Below are 23,221 nucleotides of genomic sequence, written 5' to 3'. Positions count from 1 at the left end.
TCACTTCGAACGTCGGTCAGGTGCGGCCGGGACAATAGGTACCCGCCATTCCAGCACTGTGCCTCTCCGCGGATGCGGCTTCGCGTGGAGGGACAGGGTGCCTCCCAGCCGTTCGGCCCGTTCTGTGAGGTTGCGGATACCACCGCGCCTACCACTTTCTGGCGCACGCAGGCCGACCCCGTCATCGCTTGTCGTCACGGTGAGCATGCCGTCGTCGGCGATGACCGAGACTTCGGCCCGGCGGGCCCGTGCGTGTCGGGCGACATTGCTGAGAGCTTCGCCGACAACCGCGACCGCGTGATCGGCCGCCACCCGGGGGACATCGGTGTCGATCAGCCCCTCCATACGGAGGGCGGGCGTGAATCCGAGCGCGGGCGTGGCGGCGTCCACCGCCTGAACTACTCGGGAACGGAGTTTCGACCCCTGGCCCGGTGTCTCGTGCTCCCTGAGGCCGAAAATGGTGGTACGGATGATCTTGATGGTGGTGTCCAGATCATCAATGGCACGGCCCAGCCGCTCGGCCGCTTCCGGGTGCTCCACCAAGGGACGGGCGCTCTGCAGCGTCATTCCGGTGGCGAACAGCCGTTGAATGGCCAAGTCGTGCAGATCTCGGGCGATTCGTTCACGATCGGCCAGCAGGCTCATCCGCTCGGAGCCGCTTCGGTGATCGGCCAGTTCGAGCGCCAGGGCTGCCTGCCCGGCGAATCCGGGCAACGCGGTGATCTCCGCGCTCAGGAACGCCGCCCTGTTCCGGACGCGCGCGAGGATCATGACTCCGCTCAGCCGTTCTTTGGTCCCCAGCGTGACAGCCACTGCGGGCCCGAAACCCTCCCACCGCTCGCGCTGCGCCTGCACCCGTGGATCGCTGCTGACATCCTCCACCGTGACCAGGCCGTCTTCAGCGAGCGCTACTGCGGCAAGTGTGCCCCGGCTGCTCGGGAGGACGACGCCCCGATGGCACTCGGCCTTCTCCCCGAGAGCCAGCGAGCCGGTCATCTCCCCGTCCGTGCCGATGAGGTAGAAGACCCCGAGGTCCGCCCCCGCTATGTCGACAACCTGTTCCAGCATGTCTTCGAGAACCTGCGACTCGGCCTCACCCGAGAGCAAAGCGCTGGTGAGATCGGAACTGGCGGTGAGCCATCGCTCTCTGATTCGCCCCTCCTCGTAGAGGCGGGCGTTCTCGATGGCTATCCCGGCTGCGACGGCCAAGGTCGAGACCGCGGCTCCGTCCTCCGCGTCGAAATCATCCGCCCCACGCTTCTCCGCGAGATACAGATTGCCGAACACCTCGTCGCGCACGCGGATGGGCACCCCCAAGAAGGATTGCATCGGCGGATGGTGGGGTGGGAATCCCGCCGAGGCCGGATGATCGTGGAGCTCGGGCAGTCTCAGAGGTTCCGGGTGTCTTGTCACCTCGCCCTGGAGCCCGTGTCCTGTGGGGAGGCCGCCGATCTGTTGCCACGTCTCCTCGTCGATGCCGATCGGAAGGAACTCGGCGTTTTCCTGGTCGCTCCCCACCACTCCGAGGGCTCCGTATTCGGCGTCGACGAGGGAGACTGCGGATTCGACGATGTCGCGCAACACCTCGGGCAGGGTCAGTTCCCGCCCCACCGACATGACAGCGTCGAGCAGGTCGTTCAACCGGTCCCGAGCCCCCCGGGCATGCTCGATGTGCACCTGAAGCTCGTCGAGTCTGAGCCGCGGGAGTCGGTTGTCGTCCTTACCGACACCGCCCATGGAGCACCTCCGACGGCCGCGAGAGCGACGTACGCGCGTGAACCCGATGCGATTCCAATCTAACGCTCGGACTCGATCGCCTCATGTCGGGCAAGGCCGGCTCCGCGCTCATGGAGGTGACGAGGATTCCCGGGACGGAAGGTGGCACGTGCGAGCCTGGCCGCAAGGAATCCGGCCGGGGCGCAGGCAGTGGCCAGGCCCGCGGCCCTCCACCCCAAGGGCTCGGTGTCCAGTACGGCGCCCAGCGGCGGGAAGTAGAGAGCAGCCGCCGCCAGCAGGGCTGAGGCCAGGACGGAGGCCAGGAGGAACGGGTTGTCCAACGTCATCGGCCGATCCCGGAGGCCGAGGACCACTCCCAGTTGAGCGGCGAGCAGGGCCAGGAAGAGCACGCTCTGCCACGGCTCGTCCCATGCCTGAGCTATCAGTCCGGCACTGAGACTGACCGCTGTGACGACAGCTGCTGTCAGCAGCAGCTGTTGCCAGGCGCCACCTCCCAGAATGTGCTGATCCGCGCGACGCGGAGGGCGACGCATCACACCTGGGGAAGCCGGCTCCGCTCCCATGGCCACGCCGGTCAGTCCGTGGGTCAGGAGGTTGATCCAGAGGATCTGTCCGGCGCGCAGGGGCAGAGGGAGGCCCAGCAGCGGGCCGATCAGCATGACGAGAATCTCCGCCGCACCGCCCGCCATCCCGTAGACGAGGAAGCGCCGGATGTTGTCGAAGACCCTGCGTCCCTCTTCGATCGCGGCAACCACGGTCGCCAGTTCGTCGTCCGTGAGCACCAGGTCCGCCGCCTGGCGGGCGACTTCGGTGCCCCGGCCGCCCATGGCGATGCCGATGTCGGCTTGGTGGAGTGCCGGGCCGTCGTTCACACCGTCGCCGGTCATCGCGGTGATCGCGCCGCGGGCGCGCCAGGCGGCCACGATGTCGAGCTTCTGTTGCGGGTCCGTCCTGGCGAACACCCGCACCGCCGTGAGATCGGGAACGCGGCCCGCGGCCACGTCCTTTCCGGTGACGACGTGGTCGGCGGTGGCGTTCGGTCCGAGCAGTTCGACGCGGTCGGCCACCGCGCTCGCGGTGGCGGGATGGTCACCGGTGACGAGTATCGGTGTGATGCCCGCGGCTCTGCACGAAGCCAGCGTGGCAGCCGCGTGTGGTTTGGGTGGGTCGCTCAATGCCACGAGGCCCAGCAGCCTCAGGCCCGACTCCCCGGCTGTGGCCGGTCGGGGTGCCTCCGGGCGCAGGCCCGATGCGACAGCCAGCACGCGGTAGCCGCCCGCCGCGAGCCGTGCCGCTTCCGCACGAGCGAGACGTAGCGTCTCCGGGGAGTCGGTGAGCACCGTCGCAGCAAGGACGGCCTCGGGAGCGCCCTTCAGGCACACCAGGACGCCGCCGGAGGGCAGCGCATGCACGGTGGTCATCCTCCTGCGGAGGCTGTCGAACGGTGCTTCTGCGATTCTGGGGTGGGTGGATGCCAGCTCCGTGAGGTCCCGGCACCCGACCTTGACGGCTGCCGTGAGAAGAGCGCCCTCCATGGGGTCGCCGATGGCCTCCCAGCGGCTGTCGGGTGAGGCGGAAGGCGGGGGCCGCAGGGCGGCGTCATTGCACAGGGCCGCCGCTGTGAGCACTTCCTGTACCTCATGCCGTTCCACGGGGCCCACAGGCCTTCCCTCGGTCAGAACGTCCCCCTGCGGTTCGTAGCCGACCCCCTGGAGTTCGACGGTGGTCAGAGGCGTCCAGACGTGCTGCACGACCATGCGCCCCTCGGTCAGCGTGCCGGTCTTGTCGGTGGCGAGCACAGATACCGAGCCGAGCGTCTCCACTGCGGGTAGCCGACGCACCAGTGCGTGGCGGGCTGCCATACGCCGGGCGCCGAGAGCCAGGGCAAGGGTGACGACGGCGGGAAGTGATTCCGGCACCGCGGCAACAGCGAGACTGATGGCGGTCACTGCCATGGTTCCCAGGGGCAGCCCCCGTACGAGTCCCTGCGCGAGAACCAGTGCACACAGGACCAGCGTGACAGCCGCGAGCACACGCCCCAGGGAGGCGAGCCGCAGCTGAAGAGGCGTGGGCCGACGACGGTCGTCGAGAAGGGCGGCGATCCGGCCGAGGGCGGCGGCTCTCCCGGTGGCGGTGACGGTCGCGACCCCCCTGCCACGGACGACGACCGTTCCGGCGTGCAGCGACGCGGTCGCGTCCTTGTCCACGGGTACGGACTCTCCGGTGAGCATGGATTCGTCGACCAACAGCGCTGCCGCTTCGTCGATCGCGGCGTCGGCAGCGATGATGTCCCCCTCCGCCAGCAGGAGAACATCTCCGGGCACGACGGTGGCGGCCGGGACGTCACGGTCCGCATCTTCTCTGCGGACCCGGGCGTGTGGCGCGGAGAGCGCCGACAGAGCCGCCACGGCGTTGTCGGCTCTGATCTCTTGAGCGACCCCCACGGTGGTGTTGACCACGATGACGAGTCCGATGACCACGGAATCGGCGTGATCACCGATCGCCAGGGTGAGGGCGACGGCTGCGATCAGGACCATCATCAGCGGGTCCCTGAGCTGTGCGAGCACTCTCGAGTACAGCGGGCGCGTCTTCCGGACGGCGACTTCGTTCCGTCCCGTCTCGGCGAGTCGACGGTCAGCCTCGTGCTGGGTGAGCCCCGGCATCCGGCGGCGAAGGCCGGCGCCTGTCTCGTCCTCCGCAGGAAACATCACGGTCGGCTCACAGGGCGGGGACCGTGATGACGGGACAGTGGGCCCGGTGAAGGAGACCGTGCACGACGGATCCGACCCGCATGCCCGTGTATCCACCCTCACTCCGTCGGCCCACCACGATGCCGAGGGTGTGCTCCCCCGCTTCGGCCAGGACTTCGACCGGGAAGCCGATCTGCACCTCATGGTGCAGTTGGACGTCCGGGTACTTCTTCTCCCACTCCGCGACCGTCTCGTGCAGCAAGCGGCGCTGGTGGTGAAACAGGGTGTCGCCGGTGCGGAGCGAGAAGACCGGCGGCTGCCAGACAGCTGTAGCGTGCACCGCGCAGCCTCGGAGATCCGCTTCCTCGAAGGCCAGAGCCAGTGCGGCTTTGGAAGGGTCGCTGCCGTCGACGCCCACGACGAGACAGGGCCGATCCTGACTGCCGCCGTCGGGGCCGCCCACCACGACCACCGGGCAGCGTGCCTGAGCAGTGACGGGAATGACTACCGAGCCGGAACTGAGAATCTCCTCGGCACGGTGCAGGTGTCGCGAGCCCAGCACCACCAGACGCACATGAAGGGACAGAAACGCCAGTTGCCGCCCGGGAAAGCCGTCGAGGAGCGAACCGGTGATCCCGGTTTCGGGCCATCGGGCATGCGCCCACGAGATCGCGGCATCCAGGGTTCGTCGGCCGTCCTGCTCGCTCCGGTGGTGCGGGGCATCGTCGACATGCTGGGTGTCATGCCGGGGAGGGACTGAGAGGGCGAGGCGAAGGCGAAGTCCACGGAGGCGAGCCTCGTCGGCACCCCAGGCGACAGCCGGGTGCCAGTCACCGCGAGGGTCGACACCCACCACGATCTCCTGACGGATCTCTGCGCTGTTCATAGCGTGCTCCGATGCTCGTCTCCCCGGCAATCGGCACCGCCCGGAGCCCCCCGGAGGGCGCTCTGCGCACCGAATGCGGTGGCGCTGTTCCAGGTTGCCACTCGGTCTTCTTCTCGAAAGGGGCCGCAGGGGGCAAGCCGGGGCCCAAAGGGCCCATACCCGCAGTCGCCCCCCAGCGGGGGTCGTACAGGAGGATCCGGTCGGCCTCCGGACGGGACCGTTCGGCCCCTGCTCTTGGTACCCGGTGGTGTCCGAAGGTGATATCGGAAGCGCTCCGCACCGTGGGGAGAAATGGAGGCGCAGCAGGATGCGGCATCTCCGGGTAGGTGACCTGATGACGGACGAAGTGGTCACGGTCGAGCGCGCGACGCCATCAGCGGAGGTGGCCGGGCTGCTCGCCCGGCACGCCATCAACGGCGTCCCGGTGATGGGCGAGGACGATCACGTCGTGGGGATGCTTTCGGCGAGTGACCTGCTCAGCAGGCAAGCCTCCACGGCCGGCAGAACAATGTCGTCACCGGCTGTCACCGTCCACGCGGAGCAGACGGTGGCGGAAGCAGCCCGGCTCATGAACCGTCGTGGCTGCGAGCGGCTCCCCGTCGTCGACGACGAGGAACGCTTGGTCGGCATGGTGACCAGACGTGATCTCCTGGGCTTCTTTATCCGTCCGGACGCCGAGGTGGAGCACCGGATCCGGGACGACATACTCAGCGGTGTTCTGCGCGTTCAGGCCGATGCCGTCCAGGTCCACGTGCTCGACGGTGTTGTCGTCCTGGCCGGCCGGCTGCCGCATCGGAGCCTGATCCGTGCCGCCCTCGCACTCACCTCTCGAACAGAAGGAGTCGTCGCCGTCGTGAACCGCATCTCGATACAGCCCGACGACACGTCTTCGCCGCAGAAACCGGACGCCGCTTCCCGGCCCACCTGAGATGCGCTCCGGCGCCGGCTTCTCAGCGCGAGTGCGGATGAAGGCGATGACCGACAGGAGACAGGAAGACCATGCTGACGATCGAACAACGCATCACCTCAGTCGTCCCTTCGCTCGTCGGGGAGGCCGTGGCCGCGCCGTCCATGCACAACGCGCAACCCTGGAAGTTCGTCCACCGCTCCGGAACACGCCTCCTCTCGCTGTACGGCGATCCGGACCGTGCGCTGCCCGTCGGCGACGCGGACAACCGCGGCCTGCATATCGGATGCGGAGCAGCGCTGTTGAATCTGCGGGTGGCCGCGGCACACCGTGGCTGGAACACCGTTATCCAGCTTCTGCCCGACCATCGCGACCCGTGGCGTCTCGCTGACGTGATGCTGGAGGATTCCGAGACCGCGGACCATCAACTGGCCGACCTGCACCCTGCCGTGCGGCTCCGGCACACCAGCCGCTATCCGTTCGCCGACGAGGCGGTCGCACCCGAGATCCTGGACGAGATGAGCGCGGCCGCGCTCCTGGAAGGGGCTCGGCTGATCGTTCCCGGAGCCTGGCACGCCGGCGCCGTCCTGGACCTGGTGCACGACGCGGAGCTCTACGAATCAGCCAACGACGCCATGAGGGCCGAAATCGTCACCTGGACCCGTACGGGCAAGGCCGGGGAGGGCCCGGACACCGAGGGCATCCCCTCGTACGCCTTCGGCCCGCGTCAGCACGGAGCAACGGCCCCGGTGCGGGACTTCGACGTGCCCCGAGGCTCACGGGACCGGGCGTCCGCCACCTTCGAGGAGCGTCCCCAGATCGCCTTGCTGGGGACGGAGACAGATCTTGCCGCGGACTGGCTCAGGGCGGGTCAGGCCATGGAGCGCGTGCTCCTTCAGGCCACTCGCGACGGACTAGCAACCTCCGTGATCTCGCAGCCGCTGGAATGGCCCGAGCTTCGACACCTCGCACGTGACCCGAACTCGAAGATGGGCTTCGTGCAAATGATCCTTCGGTTCGGATACGGGCCGTCGAGCCCGGTCACGCCCAGACGACCGGTCACGGAGGTTCTGAACATCGCCTGACACCGGCACACAGCCGTGCTGGTCTCGCGGCTGTCCGCTCACTTCTCGGATTCCTGCGGAGGCAGACGGAACCAGTGCTCCCTCCCCGGCGGCACAGCCACCCTTCTGCCCTCCGGAAGCAGCACCACGAGGGCTCCCTGCGGCGAGGGATGGACACTGACGCCGATGCGTCCCGGGAGCAGCCGGAGCCGCACCCCGCTGTGGCCGCGGAAGCACAGCGTGAAGGAGAAGCGGGGTATTTCCCTGAGTGCCACGGGGTCGATACGCAAACCCTCCTCGCAGGGTTCCAGTCCGGTGATGCCTCGCTCGACCAGATCAAGTGTTCCCGCCATGGCGCCCAGGTGGATGCCCTCGCCGGTCGTGCCGCCCTGGATGTCGGCCACATCGCTGAGGAGTGCTTCCTCCACGTACATCCAAGCGTCCGGGCCCTTCTGACGTGCAAGGACCCAGCCGTGCACCAGGCTGCTGAGGGTGGATCCGTGGCTGGTGCGCGGAAGGTAGTAGCCGACTGTCCTGTTCCAGATCTCGTCGTCGATCCGGTAGCCGAGGCGGTCGAAGAGAGCGGTCAGCTCGGCGGGCCGGAAGAGATGGCCGAGCATGAGAGCGTCGGCTTGCTTCGACGCTTGGTAGTTGTTGACCGAGTCGCCCTCCGCCTCCAGGATCCGGTCCAGTCTCCGGATATCGGGGTAGCGGCGCCGATAGCGCTCCCAGTCGAGTTCCTCGAGATCCCCGTACCCCTCGAACTGGCTCAGCACGCCGTCGTGAAAGGGCACGTAGAGGCGGCGTGAGACGTCAACCCAGCGCGCGTGCTCCTCCGCGTCGATCGCCAGCCGCTCCGCGAGCTCCTCGCGCCGGGCATCGGGCAGTGCGTCGAGGACTTCCAGGGCCCGGGCCAGGACCCATGCGGCCATCGCGTTGGTGTAGGCGTTGTCGTCGATGCCTGGCCGGTCCGCGCCCGGATACGCGTCGTGGTACTCGTCGGGACCGACGATCCCCAGCAACCGGTACCGGCCCCGGTCGGGGTCGAAGGCCGCCGCGCTCGCCCAGTACCGGGCCACCTCCAGCAGGATGTCCGCCCCGGCCGCGTGGAGGAACCCCTGATCACCCGCTGCCTGTGCGTACCGCCAGGCATTGAGTGCCACCGCGGATCCCACGTGGCGCTGGAGGTGGGAGTGGTCCGGCAGCCACCGGCCGGAAGCGGGATTGAGGTGCATCGCCTGGGTCTCTTCGCGACCGGAACCGGCGCTCTGCCACGGGTACATGGCTCCACGCGCCCCGGTACGCCGGGCAGCTGCCCGGGCTGCGGGCAGTCGCCGATGCCGGTACATCAGCATCGCTCGGGCAACTTCGGGGAAATGGAGCGTGAGATAGGGCAGGACGAACAGTTCGTCCCAGAACACATGGCCCCGGTACGCCTCGCCGTGCAGCCCACGGGCCGGCACCCCTACGTCGAGCTCCGCCGTATGCGGCGACAGGGTCTGCAACAGGTGGAACAGGTGCAGGCGCAGTACGTGCCCGCTCTCCCCGGGCACGTACAACTCCGCCTGGTTCCACATGCGTTGCCAGGCAGACCTGTGCGAGCGGAGTAGTCGGCCGAAGACGGGGACGTGGGCGAGGCTCTCCACGGCTGCGGCAAGCGGGTCACCGGCGGGGCGGTCGAGTGATGTGTGCAGGGCGACCGTCTTGGTGACCGTCACCGAGTTGCCGGGGGAAACCGGGAGAACGAACCGCTGCACGGCAGCCCGAGCGGCGTGAACGTATTCGGCAGGTCGTGCCGGGCTGGAGGCGGTGCGGACGGCGAGAGCGAGGTGGACAGCCGATTGGACGGTCCGGCAGGTGAGCCAGGCGACTCCCCCGGGCTCCGCTCCTTTGCGGTGCTCGGTGAGGTGCTGTCCGTCAAGGTCTCCGTAGCGTTCCACTCCGGCATTGGTGACAGTACCGTCGAGAATCGACTCGACCTCGAGTCGACCGCTCCAGCCGTAGGCTCTGAACGCGCTGCGTTGAGATGCGAGCCAGGGGATTCCCATATGGACGAACCGCTGGTGGGTGACGCGCAGACCGCGTCCCGCACCGTCCCGGTAGAGCAGGCGACGGGTGAGGACTCCCGCTCGGAGGTCCAGACGCGTGGTGGAGCGTCTCAGTCCGGCGGAGTCGGGCGTGAGCCACTCCCCGGGTGGTCCGTCTTCGGGCAGGCAGCGGTAGCGCAGCAGCGTCCAGTTCGGGAGGTTGACCAGGTCTTCGTTCTCGACCGTCCTCCCGGCGACGGTGGATGTGAGGCGGTCGTAGCAGCCGGCCAGGTAGGTGCCCGGGTAGTGCGCGCCGTCCGCCGCGCATTCCGGAGTGCTGCCTCGCGTGGCGAACCTGCCGTTGCCGACGGTGCACAGAGTTTCGACCAGCCGTTCCGTGTGCGGATCGTAGGCGGAGTAGTTCCAGCTCCAGGCGTCGTTCATGGGCTTCCCACCGGTAGCTCGTCGACGAGAGCGGCAAGGTCGCGCAGCACAAGATCCGCCCCCATGTTGTGCAGCACGGCATCCCTGTCGGCGCTCGGTGTCCGGTCCAGTCCGACGACGAGCCCGAAGCCTCCACGCCGGGCCGCGGCCACCCCGGCTTCCGCGTCCTCGACCACCGCGGCTTCGGCCGGGCGCAGTCCCAGCCGGGAAGCAGCCTCCAGGAACAGCGCGGGGTTCGGTTTGCCAGGAAGTCCGAGTCGTGCCACGTCCCTGCCGTCGACCACGGTGTCGAAGAAGCCGAGAATCCCTGCCGCTTCCAGCAGGGCACCGGCATGCCGTGACGCGGAGGCTGCGACGCACCGAACTCCCCTGGCGCGAAGGGACCGCAGTGCGGGGGCCACATCGTCGAACACGGGAACGGCCCGGGTCGAGAGCATGTGAGTGAAGGCCAGCTCCTTGTCAGCGGCGACCGCCCAGATGCTGGTGCAGCCGGGCTGGTCGTCCGGTGCTCCCAGGGGCAGCACGATGCCGCGGGCCTTCAGGAAAGCGCGGGCTCCGTCAAGCCGTGCTTTGCCGTCCACGAGGCGTCGGTACTCGGCGTTCGCGTCGAAAGGAGGCTGTCGCGGGTCGCCGGGCCTCAGCTTCTCGATGCAGCGGTCGAACGCGACTTTCCAGGCGGCTGCGTGCAGGGACGCCGAATCGAGCAGTACACCGTCGGTGTCGAAGACGACGCCGCGTGTGCCGGGCGCGACTCCAGGTCCGGTTTCTGTGCCCGCCTCCTCGGAGGGGGATGTCGGCAGGGTAGGAACCGGTGGGTCACCGCGGGGCATGGAGTGCGACCTTCAGGGCTCCGGTGTCCGTCGCCCGGGAGAACACGTCGTACGCCTCCTCCATCTGCCCCAGCTCGAACCGGTGTGTGACCAACTCGGACGACGGCAGCCTTCCGTTCGCCAGCATCCGCAGCAGCATGGGGGTCGACGAGGTGTCCACCAGGCCCGTGGTGATGGTGACGTCCTTGATCCAGAGATCTTCGAGGTGGAGGGTGGCAGGTTTGCCGTGCACGCCGATGTTGGCGACCCTGCCGCCGGGCCGGACCATCCGGGTGCACGTCTCGAAGGTCTGCGGTACGCCGACCGCTTCCATGACCACGTCGGCACCCAGACCGTCCGTCAGATCCGCGACGAGCTGCTGCGGCTCCTCGTCGGCACGGACGGTGGCTTCGGCACCGAGAGACCGGGCCGCGTCCAGCCGGGCGTCGACGAGGTCGACGACAATGACCCGCTCCGGCGAGTAGAGGCGGGAGGTGGCGACGGCGGCCAGACCGATCGGCCCTGCGCCGACCACGACGACGGTGTCACCCGGGCTCACCCGGCCGTTGCGGACACCGACCTCGTAAGCAGTCGGAAAGATGTCCGCCAGGAGGACGGCGTCGACGCTGTCGACGGAGTTGGGCAGCGGATAGACCGAAAGGTCGGCGAATGGCACGCGGACGTATTCCGCCTGAGTTCCGTCGATGGTGTGCCCGAGCACCCAGCCACCTCCGCCCCGGCACTGTCCGTAGCGGGCCTCCCGGCAGAAGCGGCACCTCCCGCAGGCCGAGATGCAGGAGACCAGCACCCGGTCCCCCGGCCGTACGGTGCGAACGTCGCCGCCGGCCTCCACGACCGTGCCCACGGCCTCGTGGCCCAGTACCCGCCCCGGGGTCACCTCGGGTACATCACCCTTGACTATGTGCAGGTCCGTGCCACAGATGGTGACCGCGTCGACGCGCACGATGACATCGGAAGCGTCCTCGATGCCCGGGTCGGGAACATCCCGCCATATGGTGCGGCCCGGCTCCTGGAAGACGAGTGCCTTCATGACATGACCTTCTTCCTGTCCGTAATCCCGCGAGATTCGCTACCAGACTGACTCCACTGACCAGTGGTCCGCATGGGCCGGTCGGTCCCCATGAGGGCCCCGGCGGTCCACTGCCGTCCAAGGGCACCGGTGAGAAGGTGGGAGTGCGCCCGCATCGACCGCAAGGGGGTCCTTATGTCCCGGTCGGCACCACCGCCTGTCGTTCCAGCCTCCCGTGCGGCTCTGCTCACGTTCCTCGGCGCCACGGGCACCGTGACCGGCAGCAAGTTCCTGGTCGAGAGCGACCACACCCGCATCCTCGTCGACTGCGGGCTCTTCCAGGGTTTCGCCGATCTGCGGCGCCGCAACTGGGAGAAATTCGCCCGGCCCCCCGCCGACCTCCACGCCGTCGTGATCACCCACGCGCACCTGGATCACTGCGGGTATCTCCCCCGCCTCGTCCGGCAGGGGTTTCGCGGCCCGATCCTCATGAGTGCCGACACGGCGCGGCTCGCCGAGATCGTCCTGCGGGACAGCGCACGGCTGCAGACGGAATCGGCCCAGCACGCGAACACCCACGGCTGGTCCAAGCACCGCCCCGCCAAGCCGCTGTACGACGACGCCGACGTGGAGAAGACGCTGAGCTTCTTCGACCCCGCACCGGTCGGCAGCCAGGTCGAGATCATGGCGGGCACCCGGCTGACACTGCATCGCGCAGGCCACATCCTTGGCTCCGCCTGGGCCCATCTCACCCTGGAGGACGGTCACACACTGGCAGTGTCCGGCGATCTGGGTCGCCCGGGTCACCCGCTGCTGCTGCCCCCGGAGCCGTTTTCGGGCGCCGACGTACTCCTGGTGGAGAGCACCTACGGCGACCGCCGCCACGCCCCGGCCGAGAGCCGCGCCGCCTTCGCCTCCACGATCGGTCGCACCCTCGCGCGAGGCGGCACCGTGGTCATCCCGGCCTTCGCCATCGACCGGACCGAGGTCGTCCTGCACGAACTGGTCGAGCTGCGTACCGCCGGCGCCCTGCCCGCTTCGGTACCCGTGTACGTGGACAGCCCGATGGCCCTCGCAGCCCTGGACGTCTACCGGCAAGCGGTGCGCGACCGATCGCCGGAACTCAGGCCGGACATCCTGGACCAGGGTGCGGGAGCTCTGAGTCCCGACCCGTTCCTGGCGGCCCGGACGGTCCAGGAGTCCATCGCGATCAACAGTGCGCACGGGCCGTGCGTCATCGTCTCCTCAGCCGGGATGGCCACCGGCGGCCGGGTCCTGCACCACCTGCGCCGACTGCTGCCCGACCCGCGCAACACCGTCGTCGTCGTCGGCTTCGCCGCGGCCGGAACACGCGCCAGAGACCTTGTGGACGGTGCCCATGTGCTCAAGATGTTCGGTGAGTACATCCCCGTCCGTGCTGAGGTGGCCGATGTGCCGCACTTCTCGGCGCACGCCGACGAGGATCAGATCCTCGACTGGCTGCGCGGCGCCCCGCCCCCGCGCACGACGTACGTGGTGCACGGCGAGCCGTCTGCGGCTGCGACGCTGCGCACCCGCATCTCCGACGAGCTCGGCTGGACTGCCGTCGTCCCACGCTCGGGAGAAGCCGTGCTGGTCCGATGACCGGCCCCAGCCTCACGAATTCACGCCACAGACCGGCTCGCCGGCGTCGAGGAGAGGATCATGACTCCACATCCCTGCACCGTGGCCGACGTCATGACGAAGAAGGTCGTCGCGGTCGCGCCGAAGGCGTCGTTCAAGGACATCGTGACCGCCATGTCACGGTGGTCCGTCAGTGCCCTCCCGGTGATCGAAGGTGAGGGCCGTGTCGTGGGGGTGGTGTCGGAGGCCGACCTGCTGCCCAAGGAGGAGTTCCGCGAGCGGCGTCCCGGTCTCGTGGAACAGATGCGCCGTCCGGACGCGACGGCCAGGGCAGGCTCCTCGTCCGCCGAGGACCTGATGACGCGGCCGGCCCTGACCATCGGACCGGACGCGCCGCTGCCGCGGGCCGCCCGACTGATGGCCACCCGCGGAGTGAAGCGCCTGCCGGTCGTCGAGGGGGGCGTCCTCAAAGGCATCGTCAGCAGGTCGGACCTGCTCAAAGTCTTCCTCAGGCCTGACGACGAGCTCGCCGAGGAGGTACAGGAGCAGGTGGTCGCGCGGCTCTTCCCCGTGTCGCGGGAGAAGGTGAACGTTCAGGTCGATGCGGGCGTCGTGACGATGTCGGGTGTGGTGAGGGAAGCAGGCCTGCTCCCGGTGGCAACCCGTCTGGCACGGGCTGTCGAAGGAGTGGTCGACGTACAGTGCGAGCTGACCGCTGCCGAAGCCGGGTGAAGGGCATCCCATGCCGCCGTGCATGCGCCCGATCGGCGGCGCATGCTCGAAGTATGTCCCAGGTGACCAGCACGGATCTGTACGAGGTCACGATGGCACTGTCCTATGTGCGTGAAGGCATGCGGGCACCAGCCACTTTCAGCCTCTTCGCGAGACACCTGCCCCCCGGGCGGGGGTTTCTCGTCGCGGCGGGGCTCGAACCCGCACTTGACTACCTCTCCGGGTTCCGGGTCGAGAAGTCGGACACGGATGAGTTCGCTCAGGTGATGCACCTGCCGCCAGAGGACCTCGCACCGCTGCGAGGACTGGCTTTCGACGGCCGGATCCGCGCTGTTCCCGAGGGGCGACTGGTCTTCGCCGGAGAACCCTTGCTGGAGGTCACCGCCCCGCTGCCCCAGGCCCAGTTGGTGGAGACGTACCTCTTGTCATTGGTCTGTCATCAGACTGCGGTCGCTGCCAAGGCCGGACGGTGCGTCCTCGCGGCTGCGGGTCGTCCACTCGTCGATTTCTCCCTGCGCCGGTGCCACGGCCCGGAAGCGGGCTCCCAGGCCGCCCGACTGTGCGCCATGGTGGGCTTCGCGGGCACGAGCAACGTCGCCGCCGCCGCTCGGTACGGCATCGACGCCTCCGGCACGATGGCCCACTCGTACGTCGAGTGCTTCCCCTCCGAGGGAGATGCGTTCCGAGCCTTCGCCCGAACTCACCGAGGGCCCCTGACCTTCCTCGTAGACACGTACGACACCGATCGGGGAGTCGCCATCGCCGCCCGCGTGCTTTCGGACCTGGCGCGCGGCCCGGGGTGCGGGATCCGGCTGGACAGCGGCGATCTCGGGCTCCTGGCCCACCGGGCCCGCGACACGCTCGACGCGGCCGGGCTGAGTGACGTGCGGATCATCGCGAGCGGAGGGCTGGACGAGTACGCGGTCGACGCCCTGGTGCGCGACGGAGCGCCCATCGACGTCTTCGCCCTGGGCACACGCGTCGGCGTCGCCGCCGACGCGCCCTATCTCGATGCGGCGTACAAGCTGGTCGAGTACGACGGCACACCGGTCATGAAGCTCTCCTCGTCCAAGGTCACCGCTCCCGCGCCCAAGCAGGTCTTCCGTGGAGCGGGACTCCGTGACGTGATCGGCCTGGAGACCGAAGAACCACCCGAGGGCACGGAGCCGCTGCTGCGGACGGTCATGCGTGATGGGTTGCGGACCGGCCCGACCGATGATCTCGGCGCGGCTCGTGCACGGTTCGAAGCCGACCTCGGCGAACTGCCGCCGGAAGCCCGGCGCATCGAGGGGCCCGTGCCGCCGGCCCCGCGGTATTCGGCACGGCTGGAGAAGGTCACCGCACCGGTGCGGGAGCGGCTGGCATCACGGGGACATCATGGCCGACCGGAGGAGCGGAACGGGCCGACCTGCTCTGCCGATCCCGCGTCCGGCTGACTGCGACGCCTACGTGCGCGTCGCATCTCGTCCGTGCCCCAGACGAGGATGGGGAAGGTGGCCACGAGCGCAACGACGTCCCACGGCAGCGCAGCGGTGCCGAACAGGTCCTGGAGCGGCGGGAAGTACACGAGGGCGGCGGTGAAGGCCAGTTCGAAGGCGATGCCCGCGAGCAGCAGAGGGTTGGTGAACAGACCGATGTCGCGCAGGGCGGCGTGGTCGGTGCGGGCCGCGACCGCCGTGCCGACCTGGCAGGTGACGATGCCGGCGAAGGTGGCTGTGGTGGCCATGGTGTAGGCGTGGTGGAGAGCCGTGCCTTCGCCGGTGGGTGCTCCGGGACCCCAGCCGGAGCGCCAGAGCACGTAGAAGAACGCTCCCATCACCAGGGCTGCCGATACGAGACCGAGGTAGCCCCAGCTGCGTATCAGCATGTCTCGGGAGATGACCTTCTGGCGGTGCGGCCGGGGTGGTCGTTTCATGGTGCCGGGCTCGGATCGCTCGCGGCCAAGGGCCAGCGCGGGCAGAGTTTCGGTGCCCAGGTCGATGGCGAGGATCTGCAACACGGTGAGCGGGAGGGGGACAGCTCCGGCCGACAGCGCGAACACGAGGAACGGTACGACCTCCGGGGTGGTGTGCGCGAAGATGTAGACGATGAACTTTCGGACGTTGTCGTAGACACGTCGTCCGGATTCGACCGCGGCGACGATGGTGGCGAAGTCGTCGTCGGTCAGGACCATGGTGGCGGCCTCACGCGCCACGTCGGTGCCCGACTTGCCCATGGCCACGCCGATGTGGGCTCGGTGCAGAGCCGGTGCGTCGTTCACGCCGTCGCCGGTCATCGCCACGATCCGGCCGTGGGCACGCAGGGCGTCGGCCACTTTCAGTTTCGTCTCGGGCGAGGACCTCGCGAAGACCACTTCGACGTCGTCCTCCACCAGAAGCCGGTCGAGTTCCTCGTCCGTGATCGATTCGGAGGCGGGTACGACGTGGAGGCGGGGAACTCCTATGCCGACCTCATGAGCGACTGCAGCAGCGGTGGCACCGTTGTCGCCGGTCACGATGAGCACCCGGATACCGGCGTCGTGGCAACGGCGCACGGCCTCGGCAACCTCCGTACGCGGCGGATCGTAGAGCCCGACCAGTCCCAGCAGTGTCAGCTCGGACTCGGCATCGCGTCGTGCGGCCGGGGCCTTGGAGCCCTCGGGCCATTCCCGCCCCGCGACTGCGAGGACACGCATCCCCTTCCCCGCCATGCTCTCCGTGGCCTCGCGTGCCGCCTCCACGTCCGCGGCGGTGCGGAGACGTGGCAGTACGGCCTCCGGGGCGCCTTTCACCACGACGCGAAGAGGGCCCGTCCCCTGGTCGGCCTGAACGATCGACATCAGCCGCAGCCGGGGGTCGAACCGGAACAGCGCCCGCCGATCCGCGTCGCGTTCTGCCAGGTCCAGGGGTGCGCCCCGGTCGGCCGCCCCTTCGATGAGGGCTGTCTCCGTGGGGTCGCCCTGCAGGACCCCCTCGTCCGTGCGGGTGACAGTGGTGCACAGTGAGGCGGTGTGCGCGAGTTCGGCGGCCCACGGGCCGGCCGAGGTGCCGTGACCGGGAGTCCACACGGTCTGCAGTCGCATCCGGTTGAGGGTGAGTGTCCCGGTCTTGTCGGTACAGATGACGTCCGTGGAGCCGAGAGTCTCGACGGCGCTCAGCCGCTTGACCACCGCTCCCCGGCGGGCCAGTGACCGTACGCCCACCGCAAGGGCCAGCGTGATCGTGGGGAGCAGGCCTTCGGGAACGTTGGCGACGAGGAGGCCGATCGCGAACGTCAAGGAATCGGTGAGAGGCAGACCGACGGCCACCCCGAGGACGAGGAAGACCATTCCCATCGCGACAGCTACGGCGGCGATGAACCAGGCCACTTTCTTGACCTGCTGCTCCAGCGGGCTCGGCTCCCGCCTGGAACGCTGGCTGAGCGCCGCGATACGTCCGAGCTCCGTGCGGTCCCCGGTGGCGAACACCGTGGCCCGGGCCTGCCCTCCCAGGCAGGTCGTCCCGCTGAACACGAGGTTGGGTTCCTCGATGAGCGGAGCGCCTGCCCGGCCGGAGGCATCTGTCCTCTCCACGGGCGCGGATTCCCCCGTCAGCATGGAGAGGTCGACCTCGACTCCGCCGTCGGTCACTCGCGCGTCCGCCGGAACCTTGCCCCCTTCTTCCAGGAGGATCACGTCGCCCGGAACGAGGTCCCGGGCTTCGACCTGCCGGGTTCTGCCGTCCCGGACGGCGGAGGCGTGTTCGGGCAGATAGCGGGCGAGGGTCTCGACCGCCCGCTCGGCCTGGCGTTCCTGAAGCAGCGCGAAGGCGGCGTTGACCGCGATCACGGCGAGGATCGCCCAGCCGAGCACCGCGAGTCCCGCCACGAAGGCGAGGGCCGCGGCGGCCCACAGCAGGAGGGCCAAGGGGTGGGCGAGCTGTGCGGACATCTCGCGAAGGAAGGAGGAATGGGCCTTCGACCGCACTTCGTTGGGGCCGTGGACAGCGAGGCGACGGGATGCCTCTCGGGCGGAGAGCCCTTCGGGGCCGGTGGCGAGCTCGCGGCGCAGTCGGGGAAGCGGCTCGCTGGGATCGAATGCCTCGCCCGGCGTCGGGAAGGCGTTGCCCTTGCCTTCGGTCGGAGGTTCCTCAGTCATCGCCGGTCCCGTGGCGCAACCTCATCGGAAGCGCTGCAGAGGTGCGCGGGGTGGTGGGCCACGGAGCAGCGCCCGTCGACGGGCCGCTCATGGTCGTGGTCATTCACCATGCCGCCCTCCTCCTTGCTCGCGACAGCCTTGGAACACTCGACCGGTCAGGAGGGCGAGGCGAGTTGGGCTGCGATGTGGTGGGCCCATTGGCGGATGCGTTCCGGGTTGCGGAAGTCACCGCCCTTCCCGTGTCGGACCAGACTGTGGGCGATGCGGCCCGGAGTCTCCGCCGTGAGAGCTCCGCCGAACGTGATGTGCTCCCGTGCTCCGAGACGCTGCATCCAGCGGGCAACCCCACGTACCGGCGCGATATCCCGCTGTTCAGCCGAATCATCGACCGGCCCGCTGCTGAAGAGCCAGACGGGCAGCTGCCTCAGCTGCCCCGCATGACGTCGGGCGCACCGGCGGGCCTCGACGTGCCAGCGTCCTGCGTAGACAGCGCCACCGAGAATCACGGCGTCATAGCCGCTCACGTCGTCGACACGGTCGGCGGGCATCACCACCGCGTCGAATCCGTCGGAGCGAAGCGCCTCTCCCAACTCCTCAGCGATTCCCTGTGTCGCTCCGTGCTTGCTTCCGTAGGCGATCAGTACACGTGTGTTGTGCATGTCATTCACCTTGCTCCTGGGTGGACATCCCCGTCTTTCCGAAGGCCCTCGGCGCGCGCCACATGTTCCTTCACCACGGCGAAGCTGTCCGGGGCAACAGAGATCGAGTCGATGCCGGTCCGCACGAGGAACTCAGTGAAAGCGGGATCGTCACTGGGCCGCTGACCGCACAGACCGACGGTGCGTCCAGCCTCATGAGCTCCGGCCACCAAGCGCTGGATGCTGCGAGTGACCGCCGGGTCGCTTTCGTCAAACAAGTGGGCGAGTGCTTCCGAGTCCCGGTCGACGCCGAGCGTCAACTGGGTCAGCTCGTTGCTCCCGATGGAGAAGCCGTCGAACCGTTCGCCGAACTCCCGGACAAGGATGATGTTGGAGGGTATCTCCGCCATCGCATAGACCTTCAGCCCGTTCTGACCTCGCCTGAGGCCCTGCTCGCCCATCACATCAAGCACCAGGTCGGCCTCGCCGGGCGTCCGGCAGAACGGAATCATGACGACGACGTTGGTGAGACCCATGTCGTCCCGGACCCGGCGAAGGGCACGGCATTCCAAGGCGAATCCCTCGCGGTAGCCATCGCTGTGATAGCGGCTGGCGCCTCGCCAGCCGATCATCGGGTTCGCCTCATCGGGCTCGAAGGTGCGGCCCCCGAGCAGCCGCGCGTATTCGTTGGTCTTGAAGTCGCTGGTGCGCACCACCACGGGGTCGGGCCAGCGTGATGCGGCGATCCGGGCGATGCCTCGGGAAAGCCGGTCGATGAAATACGCCCCCCGGTCTTGGTATCCCTCGGTGAGTCGCTCAATGCTGCTGCGGTCATCCGCGTCGAGCTTCTCCGGGTGGAGCAGCGCCATGGGGTGGGCTCTCACCTGATGGGCGACGATGAACTCCAGCCGGGCGAGTCCTACCCCGTCGGCCGGCAGGCGCCACCACCGCAGGGCGGCGGACGGATCGGCGAGATTGAGCATGATGCGCGTACGCGTCTTCGGGACGGTCGAGAGATCGGTCTCGCGCTCCTCGTAGGGGATCAGACCGTCGTAGACGCGTCCGCGATCTCCTTCCGCGCAGGACACCGTGACGTCGTGTGCCTGTCGCAGGACGCGCGTCGCGCTGCCGGTGCCGATGACGGCGGGGACTCCGAGTTCCCGGCTGACGATGGCCGCGTGGGACGTGCGTCCGCCGTGATCGGTGACGATCGCCGAGGCACGCTTCATCACGGGCTCCCAGTCCGGGTCGGTGAGGCCGGTGACCAGGACGCCCCCCTCGGGAAATGCCTCCCGGGCGACCGGGGCGGTCAGCGGTACGACCGGTCCCTGTCCGATCGCCTCACCGACGGCCGTCCCTTCGATCAGTGGCTGCCCCGGGTTCACCGTCAGGCGGCATTCCCGAATCGCGGTGATGCGCCGGCGGGACTGAACGGTCTCGGGGCGCGCCTGGACGATCGCGAGCTCTCCGGTGATCCCGTCCTTGGCCCATTCCAGGTCCATCGGGCAGCCGTAGTGCTCCTCGACAGCTCTGGCCCATCCGGCGAGTGTGCGGACGTCGTCGTCGCCGAGCACCCGCTGTATGCGTTCGCCCGGGGGTGTGTCCACGGTGCGGGTGAGTCCGGTCTCCGCGTATACGGTCTTGCGCTGTTTGGCGCCCACCCGCACATCGATCAGCGGGTTCAGGGAGGAATCCTTGAGGCTGGGCTTGAAGACGGTGTACTCGTCGGGGTCCACCTGTCCGCTCACCACGGTCTCGCCGAGTCCCCATGCCGCGCTGACCACGATCACGTCGGCGAATCCGGTCTCGGGGTCCAGGGTGAAGATCACTCCTGCGCCGGCCCGGTCCGCGCGGACCATGACCTGCACACCCACCGACAGCGCGACGGACAGGTGGTCGAAGCCCATGCGTTCCCGGTAGTCGATGGCCCGGTCGGTGAACAGCGAGGCGAAACAGCGATGGCAGGATTCGAGCAGTTGTTCCGGTCCGCGCACATTGAGATACGTATCCTGCTGACCGGCGAAACTGGCCTCGGGCAGGTCCTCGGCGGTGGCGCTGCTGCGCACGGCGACGGGGGGATCCTCGCCGCCCGTGCGGCGAGCGAGATCCTCGTAGGCGGTGACGATTTCGCCCGGGAGCGATGTCGGCAGTGGCTCGCGCAGTATCTGCGCGCGGATGGCCCGACCGACTTCCTCCAGCTGGGCGCCGTCGTGCAGACGCGCGATCTGATCCTCGATGGAGGCACGCAAGCCGTGCGCGGCCAGTAGTTCTTCGTACGCCTGAGCAGTCGTGGCGAATCCCGGCGGGATGCGCACGCCTGCGGCACCGAGGTGTGCGGTCAGCTCACCGAGCGAGGCGTTCTTCCCGCCCACGCTCCCGCTGTCGTGTCGGCCGAGCTCCGTGAACGGAATGACGTGGCGCCGAGATGCCATGGCGGTCTCCGTAGTTTCGCGTAAGCGGTCAGCGAGGCAAGAGCACTCGAAGGGGACGTGCGCGAGCGTCGGTCCTGCCCCCGCGGGTGCACAGTCACGTGTGCTTGCCTGTGTCCGTGTGCTCAGGGGGGATGATCTCGATGGGGCAGTGCCCGTGATGCAGGACGGCATGACTGACCCGGCCGAGCGCCGGCCCGAGTCCGAGCAGGTGTCGTCGGGTTCCCGAAACCATGAGATCTGCGTGCTTCGAGGACTCGACGAGGATTCCCGGGACGCTGGTCCCCGTCTCGACGTGATGGGTGACCGTGAGGTCGCGGACAGGCCTCCCGTATCCGCACGGCCATCGCCCATACCTCGTGCACCCGCTGCTCGGCGGCCGCGACGAGGCTGTCGAGCATGGTGGTGACCGCACCGACCTGAGCCAGTACGTTGCAGACGCCCAGGCCTCTACTGCCCACAACAATGGTCCCGCGCTCACCAGCCGCCGCGCGGAGCCCGCTCACCGGGTCAAGACTGCTCAGTTCCTTCGTCACCGTGAGGCCGGGTTGGCGGTCGCCCACTGCTTCCGCCGTGTCGACCAGCGGGTCACGGCCGGCCTCGCGTATCGCCTGGACAGCTTCCACACCCGCGTAGACCATCCGGTGATCGGTGTCAGCGGCATGGACGACATGGAGGGGCCGACCGCGACGATCCGCTTCGTCCGCAGCCCACAACGCCGCCGTCCGCGCCATGGCCGACGCGTCCGCACCGACAACGACGGCACCGAGTTCGGCAGGGCCGGGGGTGGTACTGGTCATGGCTCCTCCAAGGGATGCTCCAGAGGCCCGCACAAGCCACGGTTCCACCGCAGCGCACGGTCGGCATGGGCCGTTCGGTCCCGATCGAGACCTGTCGGCCCTCCCCCCGCCTGCATCACGGCGGGACGCTGGATGCAGGGGTTCTGCCCCAGAAGCCCCGCACACCGAGGAGGCGCTGTCATGACGCGTCACGTCACTGTCGGCCTGGACGAGTCCCCCGAAGGCTTCGCGGCAGCCCGCTGGGCCGCGCATGAGGCCGCACTGCGCGGTGTCCCGTTGCACCTCGTGCATGTGGAGGAGTGGCCGTTCACCCCGGAGATCCCGCAGACCTTCACACAGTCACTCGTCGAACGGTACGAAGCTCTCCTGCGGGACACCGCGGACAGGGCCCGCCGGGATCACCCCGGTCTGAAGGTGACCACCGAACTGGTTCAGGGCCGGGCCGTCGACGAGTTGACGCGCGCCGCGAACGAAGCCGAGGTCACCGCCCTCGGATCACGGGGACTCGGAAGACTCCTCGGCTTCCTCATCGGCTCGGTGTCACTGGGGGTCGTAGCGAAAACGCGGAGCCCGGTGGTTCTGGTGCGTCCGCAGGAAACCGACGCCGCCTCCCCATCCGAAGAACCCTCAGACGGCCGCCCCGGGATCGTCCTGGGCCTTGATGTTTCGCATCCCTGCGACCCGCTGCTCGCCTTCGCCTTCGAACAAGCGGCCCACAGAAGCGCGGCGCTGCAGGTCGTACACAGCTGGTCACTGCCGGCAACCTACACGTATGCGGCGATCCTCGACCCGGACGTCGGCAGCGGACTCGGCCAGCACGCCGTCCAAGCACTCACCGACATGCTGCGTCCCTGGCGGGCCGAATTCCCCCAGGTCCACGTCACGGAGACGGCAGTCATGGCCCCGCCGGCCAGCGAGCTCGTCCAGGCGTCCCACGGAGCCGATCTCGTCGTCGTAGGCCGACGCAGCAGCAGCCCTGTGGGGCCCCATGTCGGCCACGTCACCCATGCAGTGATCCACCACAGCACCGCACCGGTCGCCGTGGTCCCCTACGAGTGACGTCAGCCGTATACGAGTGACGTCAGCCGTAGCCAGCGCGTTCGTAGCTGCGGGCCCGCATCAGTCGGCGTCGCCCGGGGCATCGGGAACAAGAATCTTCGTTGACCGGCAGCACGACCGGTCAGTCCCCCAGAGACAGGGCAACCCGTCCTACGCCGTGGTCTCCCAGCAGCGTCCAGCACATTGCCTCGTCGAGTTCGGCCATCCGGGCCCTACGGGTTACGCGGCCGAAGCCGGGCGGCAGGTACTTCCC

Annotated in this window: 16 protein-coding genes and 1 pseudogene; 6 read left to right on the top strand and 11 right to left on the bottom strand. The window is 68.7% G+C overall.

Annotated elements, in window-relative coordinates:
* From AC0VY3_RS14635 to AC0VY3_RS14625, 3 genes are read right to left on the bottom strand one after another with little or no spacing between them, the layout of a single operon-like run.
* On the bottom strand, window positions 1-1,737 hold the full coding sequence (locus AC0VY3_RS14635; RefSeq protein WP_475549747.1) for a sensor histidine kinase: 1,737 nt from the start codon (window positions 1,735-1,737) through the stop codon (window positions 1-3).
* Window positions 1,738-1,796: 59 nt separating this feature from the next.
* The gene (locus tag AC0VY3_RS14630; protein WP_475551677.1) at window positions 1,797-4,400 is read right to left on the bottom strand and encodes a cation-translocating P-type ATPase; all 2,604 of its coding nucleotides are present in this window, start codon (window positions 4,398-4,400) and stop codon (window positions 1,797-1,799) included.
* 55 nt (window positions 4,401-4,455) lie between these two features.
* Window positions 4,456-5,313, bottom strand: coding sequence for a universal stress protein (locus tag AC0VY3_RS14625; protein ID WP_475549746.1), 858 nt, complete (start codon window positions 5,311-5,313; stop codon window positions 4,456-4,458).
* Window positions 5,314-5,620: 307 nt separating this feature from the next.
* Between AC0VY3_RS14625 and AC0VY3_RS14620 the strand changes: the two genes are divergently transcribed.
* Together AC0VY3_RS14620 and AC0VY3_RS14615 are read left to right on the top strand one after the other, a co-directional pair.
* Complete coding sequence (locus AC0VY3_RS14620; RefSeq protein WP_475551676.1) at window positions 5,621-6,241, top strand: CBS domain-containing protein; 621 nt, start codon at window positions 5,621-5,623, stop codon at window positions 6,239-6,241.
* Window positions 6,242-6,312: 71 nt separating this feature from the next.
* Window positions 6,313-7,305 (top strand): Acg family FMN-binding oxidoreductase, encoded by a 993-nt coding sequence (locus tag AC0VY3_RS14615; protein WP_103511534.1) that lies wholly within the window; start codon window positions 6,313-6,315, stop codon window positions 7,303-7,305.
* A gap of 38 nt (window positions 7,306-7,343) precedes the next feature.
* Here AC0VY3_RS14615 and AC0VY3_RS14610 read toward each other — a convergent pair whose 3' ends face one another.
* From AC0VY3_RS14610 to AC0VY3_RS14600, 3 genes are read right to left on the bottom strand one after another with little or no spacing between them, the layout of a single operon-like run.
* Window positions 7,344-9,755 (bottom strand): glycoside hydrolase family 65 protein, encoded by a 2,412-nt coding sequence (locus AC0VY3_RS14610; RefSeq protein WP_475549745.1) that lies wholly within the window; start codon window positions 9,753-9,755, stop codon window positions 7,344-7,346.
* Window positions 9,752-10,585: an HAD family hydrolase gene (locus AC0VY3_RS14605; RefSeq protein WP_103511536.1), complete on the bottom strand. Its 834-nt coding sequence runs from the start codon at window positions 10,583-10,585 to the stop codon at window positions 9,752-9,754. The genes AC0VY3_RS14610 and AC0VY3_RS14605 overlap by 4 nt, the downstream gene beginning before the upstream one ends.
* Entirely contained in the window at window positions 10,572-11,615 is a 1,044-nt protein-coding gene (locus AC0VY3_RS14600; protein ID WP_103511537.1) for a zinc-dependent alcohol dehydrogenase family protein, read from the bottom strand. The genes AC0VY3_RS14605 and AC0VY3_RS14600 overlap by 14 nt, the downstream gene beginning before the upstream one ends.
* A gap of 252 nt (window positions 11,616-11,867) precedes the next feature.
* Here AC0VY3_RS14600 and AC0VY3_RS14595 point away from each other — a divergent pair, with 252 nt between their 5' ends.
* The 3 genes from AC0VY3_RS14595 to AC0VY3_RS14585 are packed head-to-tail and all read left to right on the top strand — an operon-like array spanning window position 11,868 to window position 15,364.
* Entirely contained in the window at window positions 11,868-13,217 is a 1,350-nt protein-coding gene (locus tag AC0VY3_RS14595) for an MBL fold metallo-hydrolase RNA specificity domain-containing protein (protein WP_258047339.1), read from the top strand.
* Between the two features lie 60 nt (window positions 13,218-13,277).
* Entirely contained in the window at window positions 13,278-13,928 is a 651-nt protein-coding gene (locus tag AC0VY3_RS14590; RefSeq protein ID WP_103511539.1) for a CBS domain-containing protein, read from the top strand.
* A gap of 53 nt (window positions 13,929-13,981) precedes the next feature.
* Window positions 13,982-15,364, top strand: coding sequence for a nicotinate phosphoribosyltransferase (locus AC0VY3_RS14585; RefSeq protein ID WP_475549744.1), 1,383 nt, complete (start codon window positions 13,982-13,984; stop codon window positions 15,362-15,364).
* On the opposite strand, the gene AC0VY3_RS14580 is transcribed toward AC0VY3_RS14585, so the two are convergent.
* The 5 genes and pseudogenes from AC0VY3_RS14580 to AC0VY3_RS14560 form a co-directional block, all read right to left on the bottom strand.
* Entirely contained in the window at window positions 15,304-18,042 is a 2,739-nt protein-coding gene (locus AC0VY3_RS14580; protein ID WP_475549743.1) for a cation-translocating P-type ATPase, read from the bottom strand. The two genes, AC0VY3_RS14585 and AC0VY3_RS14580, sit on opposite strands and share 61 nt — an antisense overlap.
* A gap of 155 nt (window positions 18,043-18,197) precedes the next feature.
* Window positions 18,198-18,701, bottom strand: a complete 504-nt coding sequence (locus AC0VY3_RS14575; protein WP_475551675.1) for a flavodoxin domain-containing protein — start codon at window positions 18,699-18,701, stop codon at window positions 18,198-18,200.
* A gap of 5 nt (window positions 18,702-18,706) precedes the next feature.
* Window positions 18,707-21,112, bottom strand: coding sequence for a phosphoenolpyruvate synthase (ppsA, locus tag AC0VY3_RS14570; protein WP_475549742.1), 2,406 nt, complete (start codon window positions 21,110-21,112; stop codon window positions 18,707-18,709).
* Window positions 21,113-21,206: 94 nt separating this feature from the next.
* Window positions 21,207-21,524 carry a universal stress protein gene (locus tag AC0VY3_RS14565; RefSeq protein WP_475549741.1) on the bottom strand — a complete coding sequence of 106 codons (318 nt, stop codon included), beginning with the start codon at window positions 21,522-21,524 and terminating at the stop codon, window positions 21,207-21,209.
* A gap of 190 nt (window positions 21,525-21,714) precedes the next feature.
* Window positions 21,715-21,843: pseudogene (locus AC0VY3_RS14560) on the bottom strand (universal stress protein); the annotation flags it as partial.
* Here AC0VY3_RS14560 and AC0VY3_RS14555 point away from each other — a divergent pair.
* Window positions 21,781-22,968, top strand: coding sequence for a universal stress protein (locus tag AC0VY3_RS14555; protein WP_475551674.1), 1,188 nt, complete (start codon window positions 21,781-21,783; stop codon window positions 22,966-22,968). The pseudogene AC0VY3_RS14560 and the gene AC0VY3_RS14555 overlap by 63 nt on opposite strands.
* The last annotated feature ends 253 nt before the right edge of the window (window positions 22,969-23,221 follow it).

It is taken from the genome of Streptomyces sp. iso_384 (assembly GCF_056172905.1).
Note: the sequence above shows the minus strand (reverse complement) of the source record. Positions and strands in the feature narration are given on the sequence as shown.

What these genes read in the sequence shown, in the direction of transcription:
- AC0VY3_RS14635 (WP_475549747.1), bottom strand. Translation starts at nt 1,737, where the DNA reads ATGGGCGGTGTCGGTAAGGACGACAACCGACTCCCGCGGCTCAGACTC.
- AC0VY3_RS14630 (WP_475551677.1), bottom strand. Translation starts at nt 4,400, where the DNA reads ATGCCGGGGCTCACCCAGCACGAGGCTGACCGTCGACTCGCCGAGACG.
- AC0VY3_RS14625 (WP_475549746.1), bottom strand. Translation starts at nt 5,313, where the DNA reads ATGAACAGCGCAGAGATCCGTCAGGAGATCGTGGTGGGTGTCGACCCT.
- AC0VY3_RS14620 (WP_475551676.1), top strand. Translation starts at nt 5,621, where the DNA reads ATGCGGCATCTCCGGGTAGGTGACCTGATGACGGACGAAGTGGTCACG.
- AC0VY3_RS14615 (WP_103511534.1), top strand. Translation starts at nt 6,313, where the DNA reads ATGCTGACGATCGAACAACGCATCACCTCAGTCGTCCCTTCGCTCGTC.
- AC0VY3_RS14610 (WP_475549745.1), bottom strand. Translation starts at nt 9,755, where the DNA reads ATGAACGACGCCTGGAGCTGGAACTACTCCGCCTACGATCCGCACACG.
- AC0VY3_RS14605 (WP_103511536.1), bottom strand. Translation starts at nt 10,585, where the DNA reads ATGCCCCGCGGTGACCCACCGGTTCCTACCCTGCCGACATCCCCCTCC.
- AC0VY3_RS14600 (WP_103511537.1), bottom strand. Translation starts at nt 11,615, where the DNA reads ATGAAGGCACTCGTCTTCCAGGAGCCGGGCCGCACCATATGGCGGGAT.
- AC0VY3_RS14590 (WP_103511539.1), top strand. Translation starts at nt 13,278, where the DNA reads ATGACTCCACATCCCTGCACCGTGGCCGACGTCATGACGAAGAAGGTC.
- AC0VY3_RS14585 (WP_475549744.1), top strand. Translation starts at nt 13,982, where the DNA reads ATGTCCCAGGTGACCAGCACGGATCTGTACGAGGTCACGATGGCACTG.
- AC0VY3_RS14580 (WP_475549743.1), bottom strand. Translation starts at nt 18,042, where the DNA reads ATGACTGAGGAACCTCCGACCGAAGGCAAGGGCAACGCCTTCCCGACG.
- AC0VY3_RS14575 (WP_475551675.1), bottom strand. Translation starts at nt 18,701, where the DNA reads ATGCACAACACACGTGTACTGATCGCCTACGGAAGCAAGCACGGAGCG.
- ppsA (WP_475549742.1), bottom strand. Translation starts at nt 21,112, where the DNA reads ATGGCATCTCGGCGCCACGTCATTCCGTTCACGGAGCTCGGCCGACAC.
- AC0VY3_RS14555 (WP_475551674.1), top strand. Translation starts at nt 21,781, where the DNA reads ATGGAGGGGCCGACCGCGACGATCCGCTTCGTCCGCAGCCCACAACGC.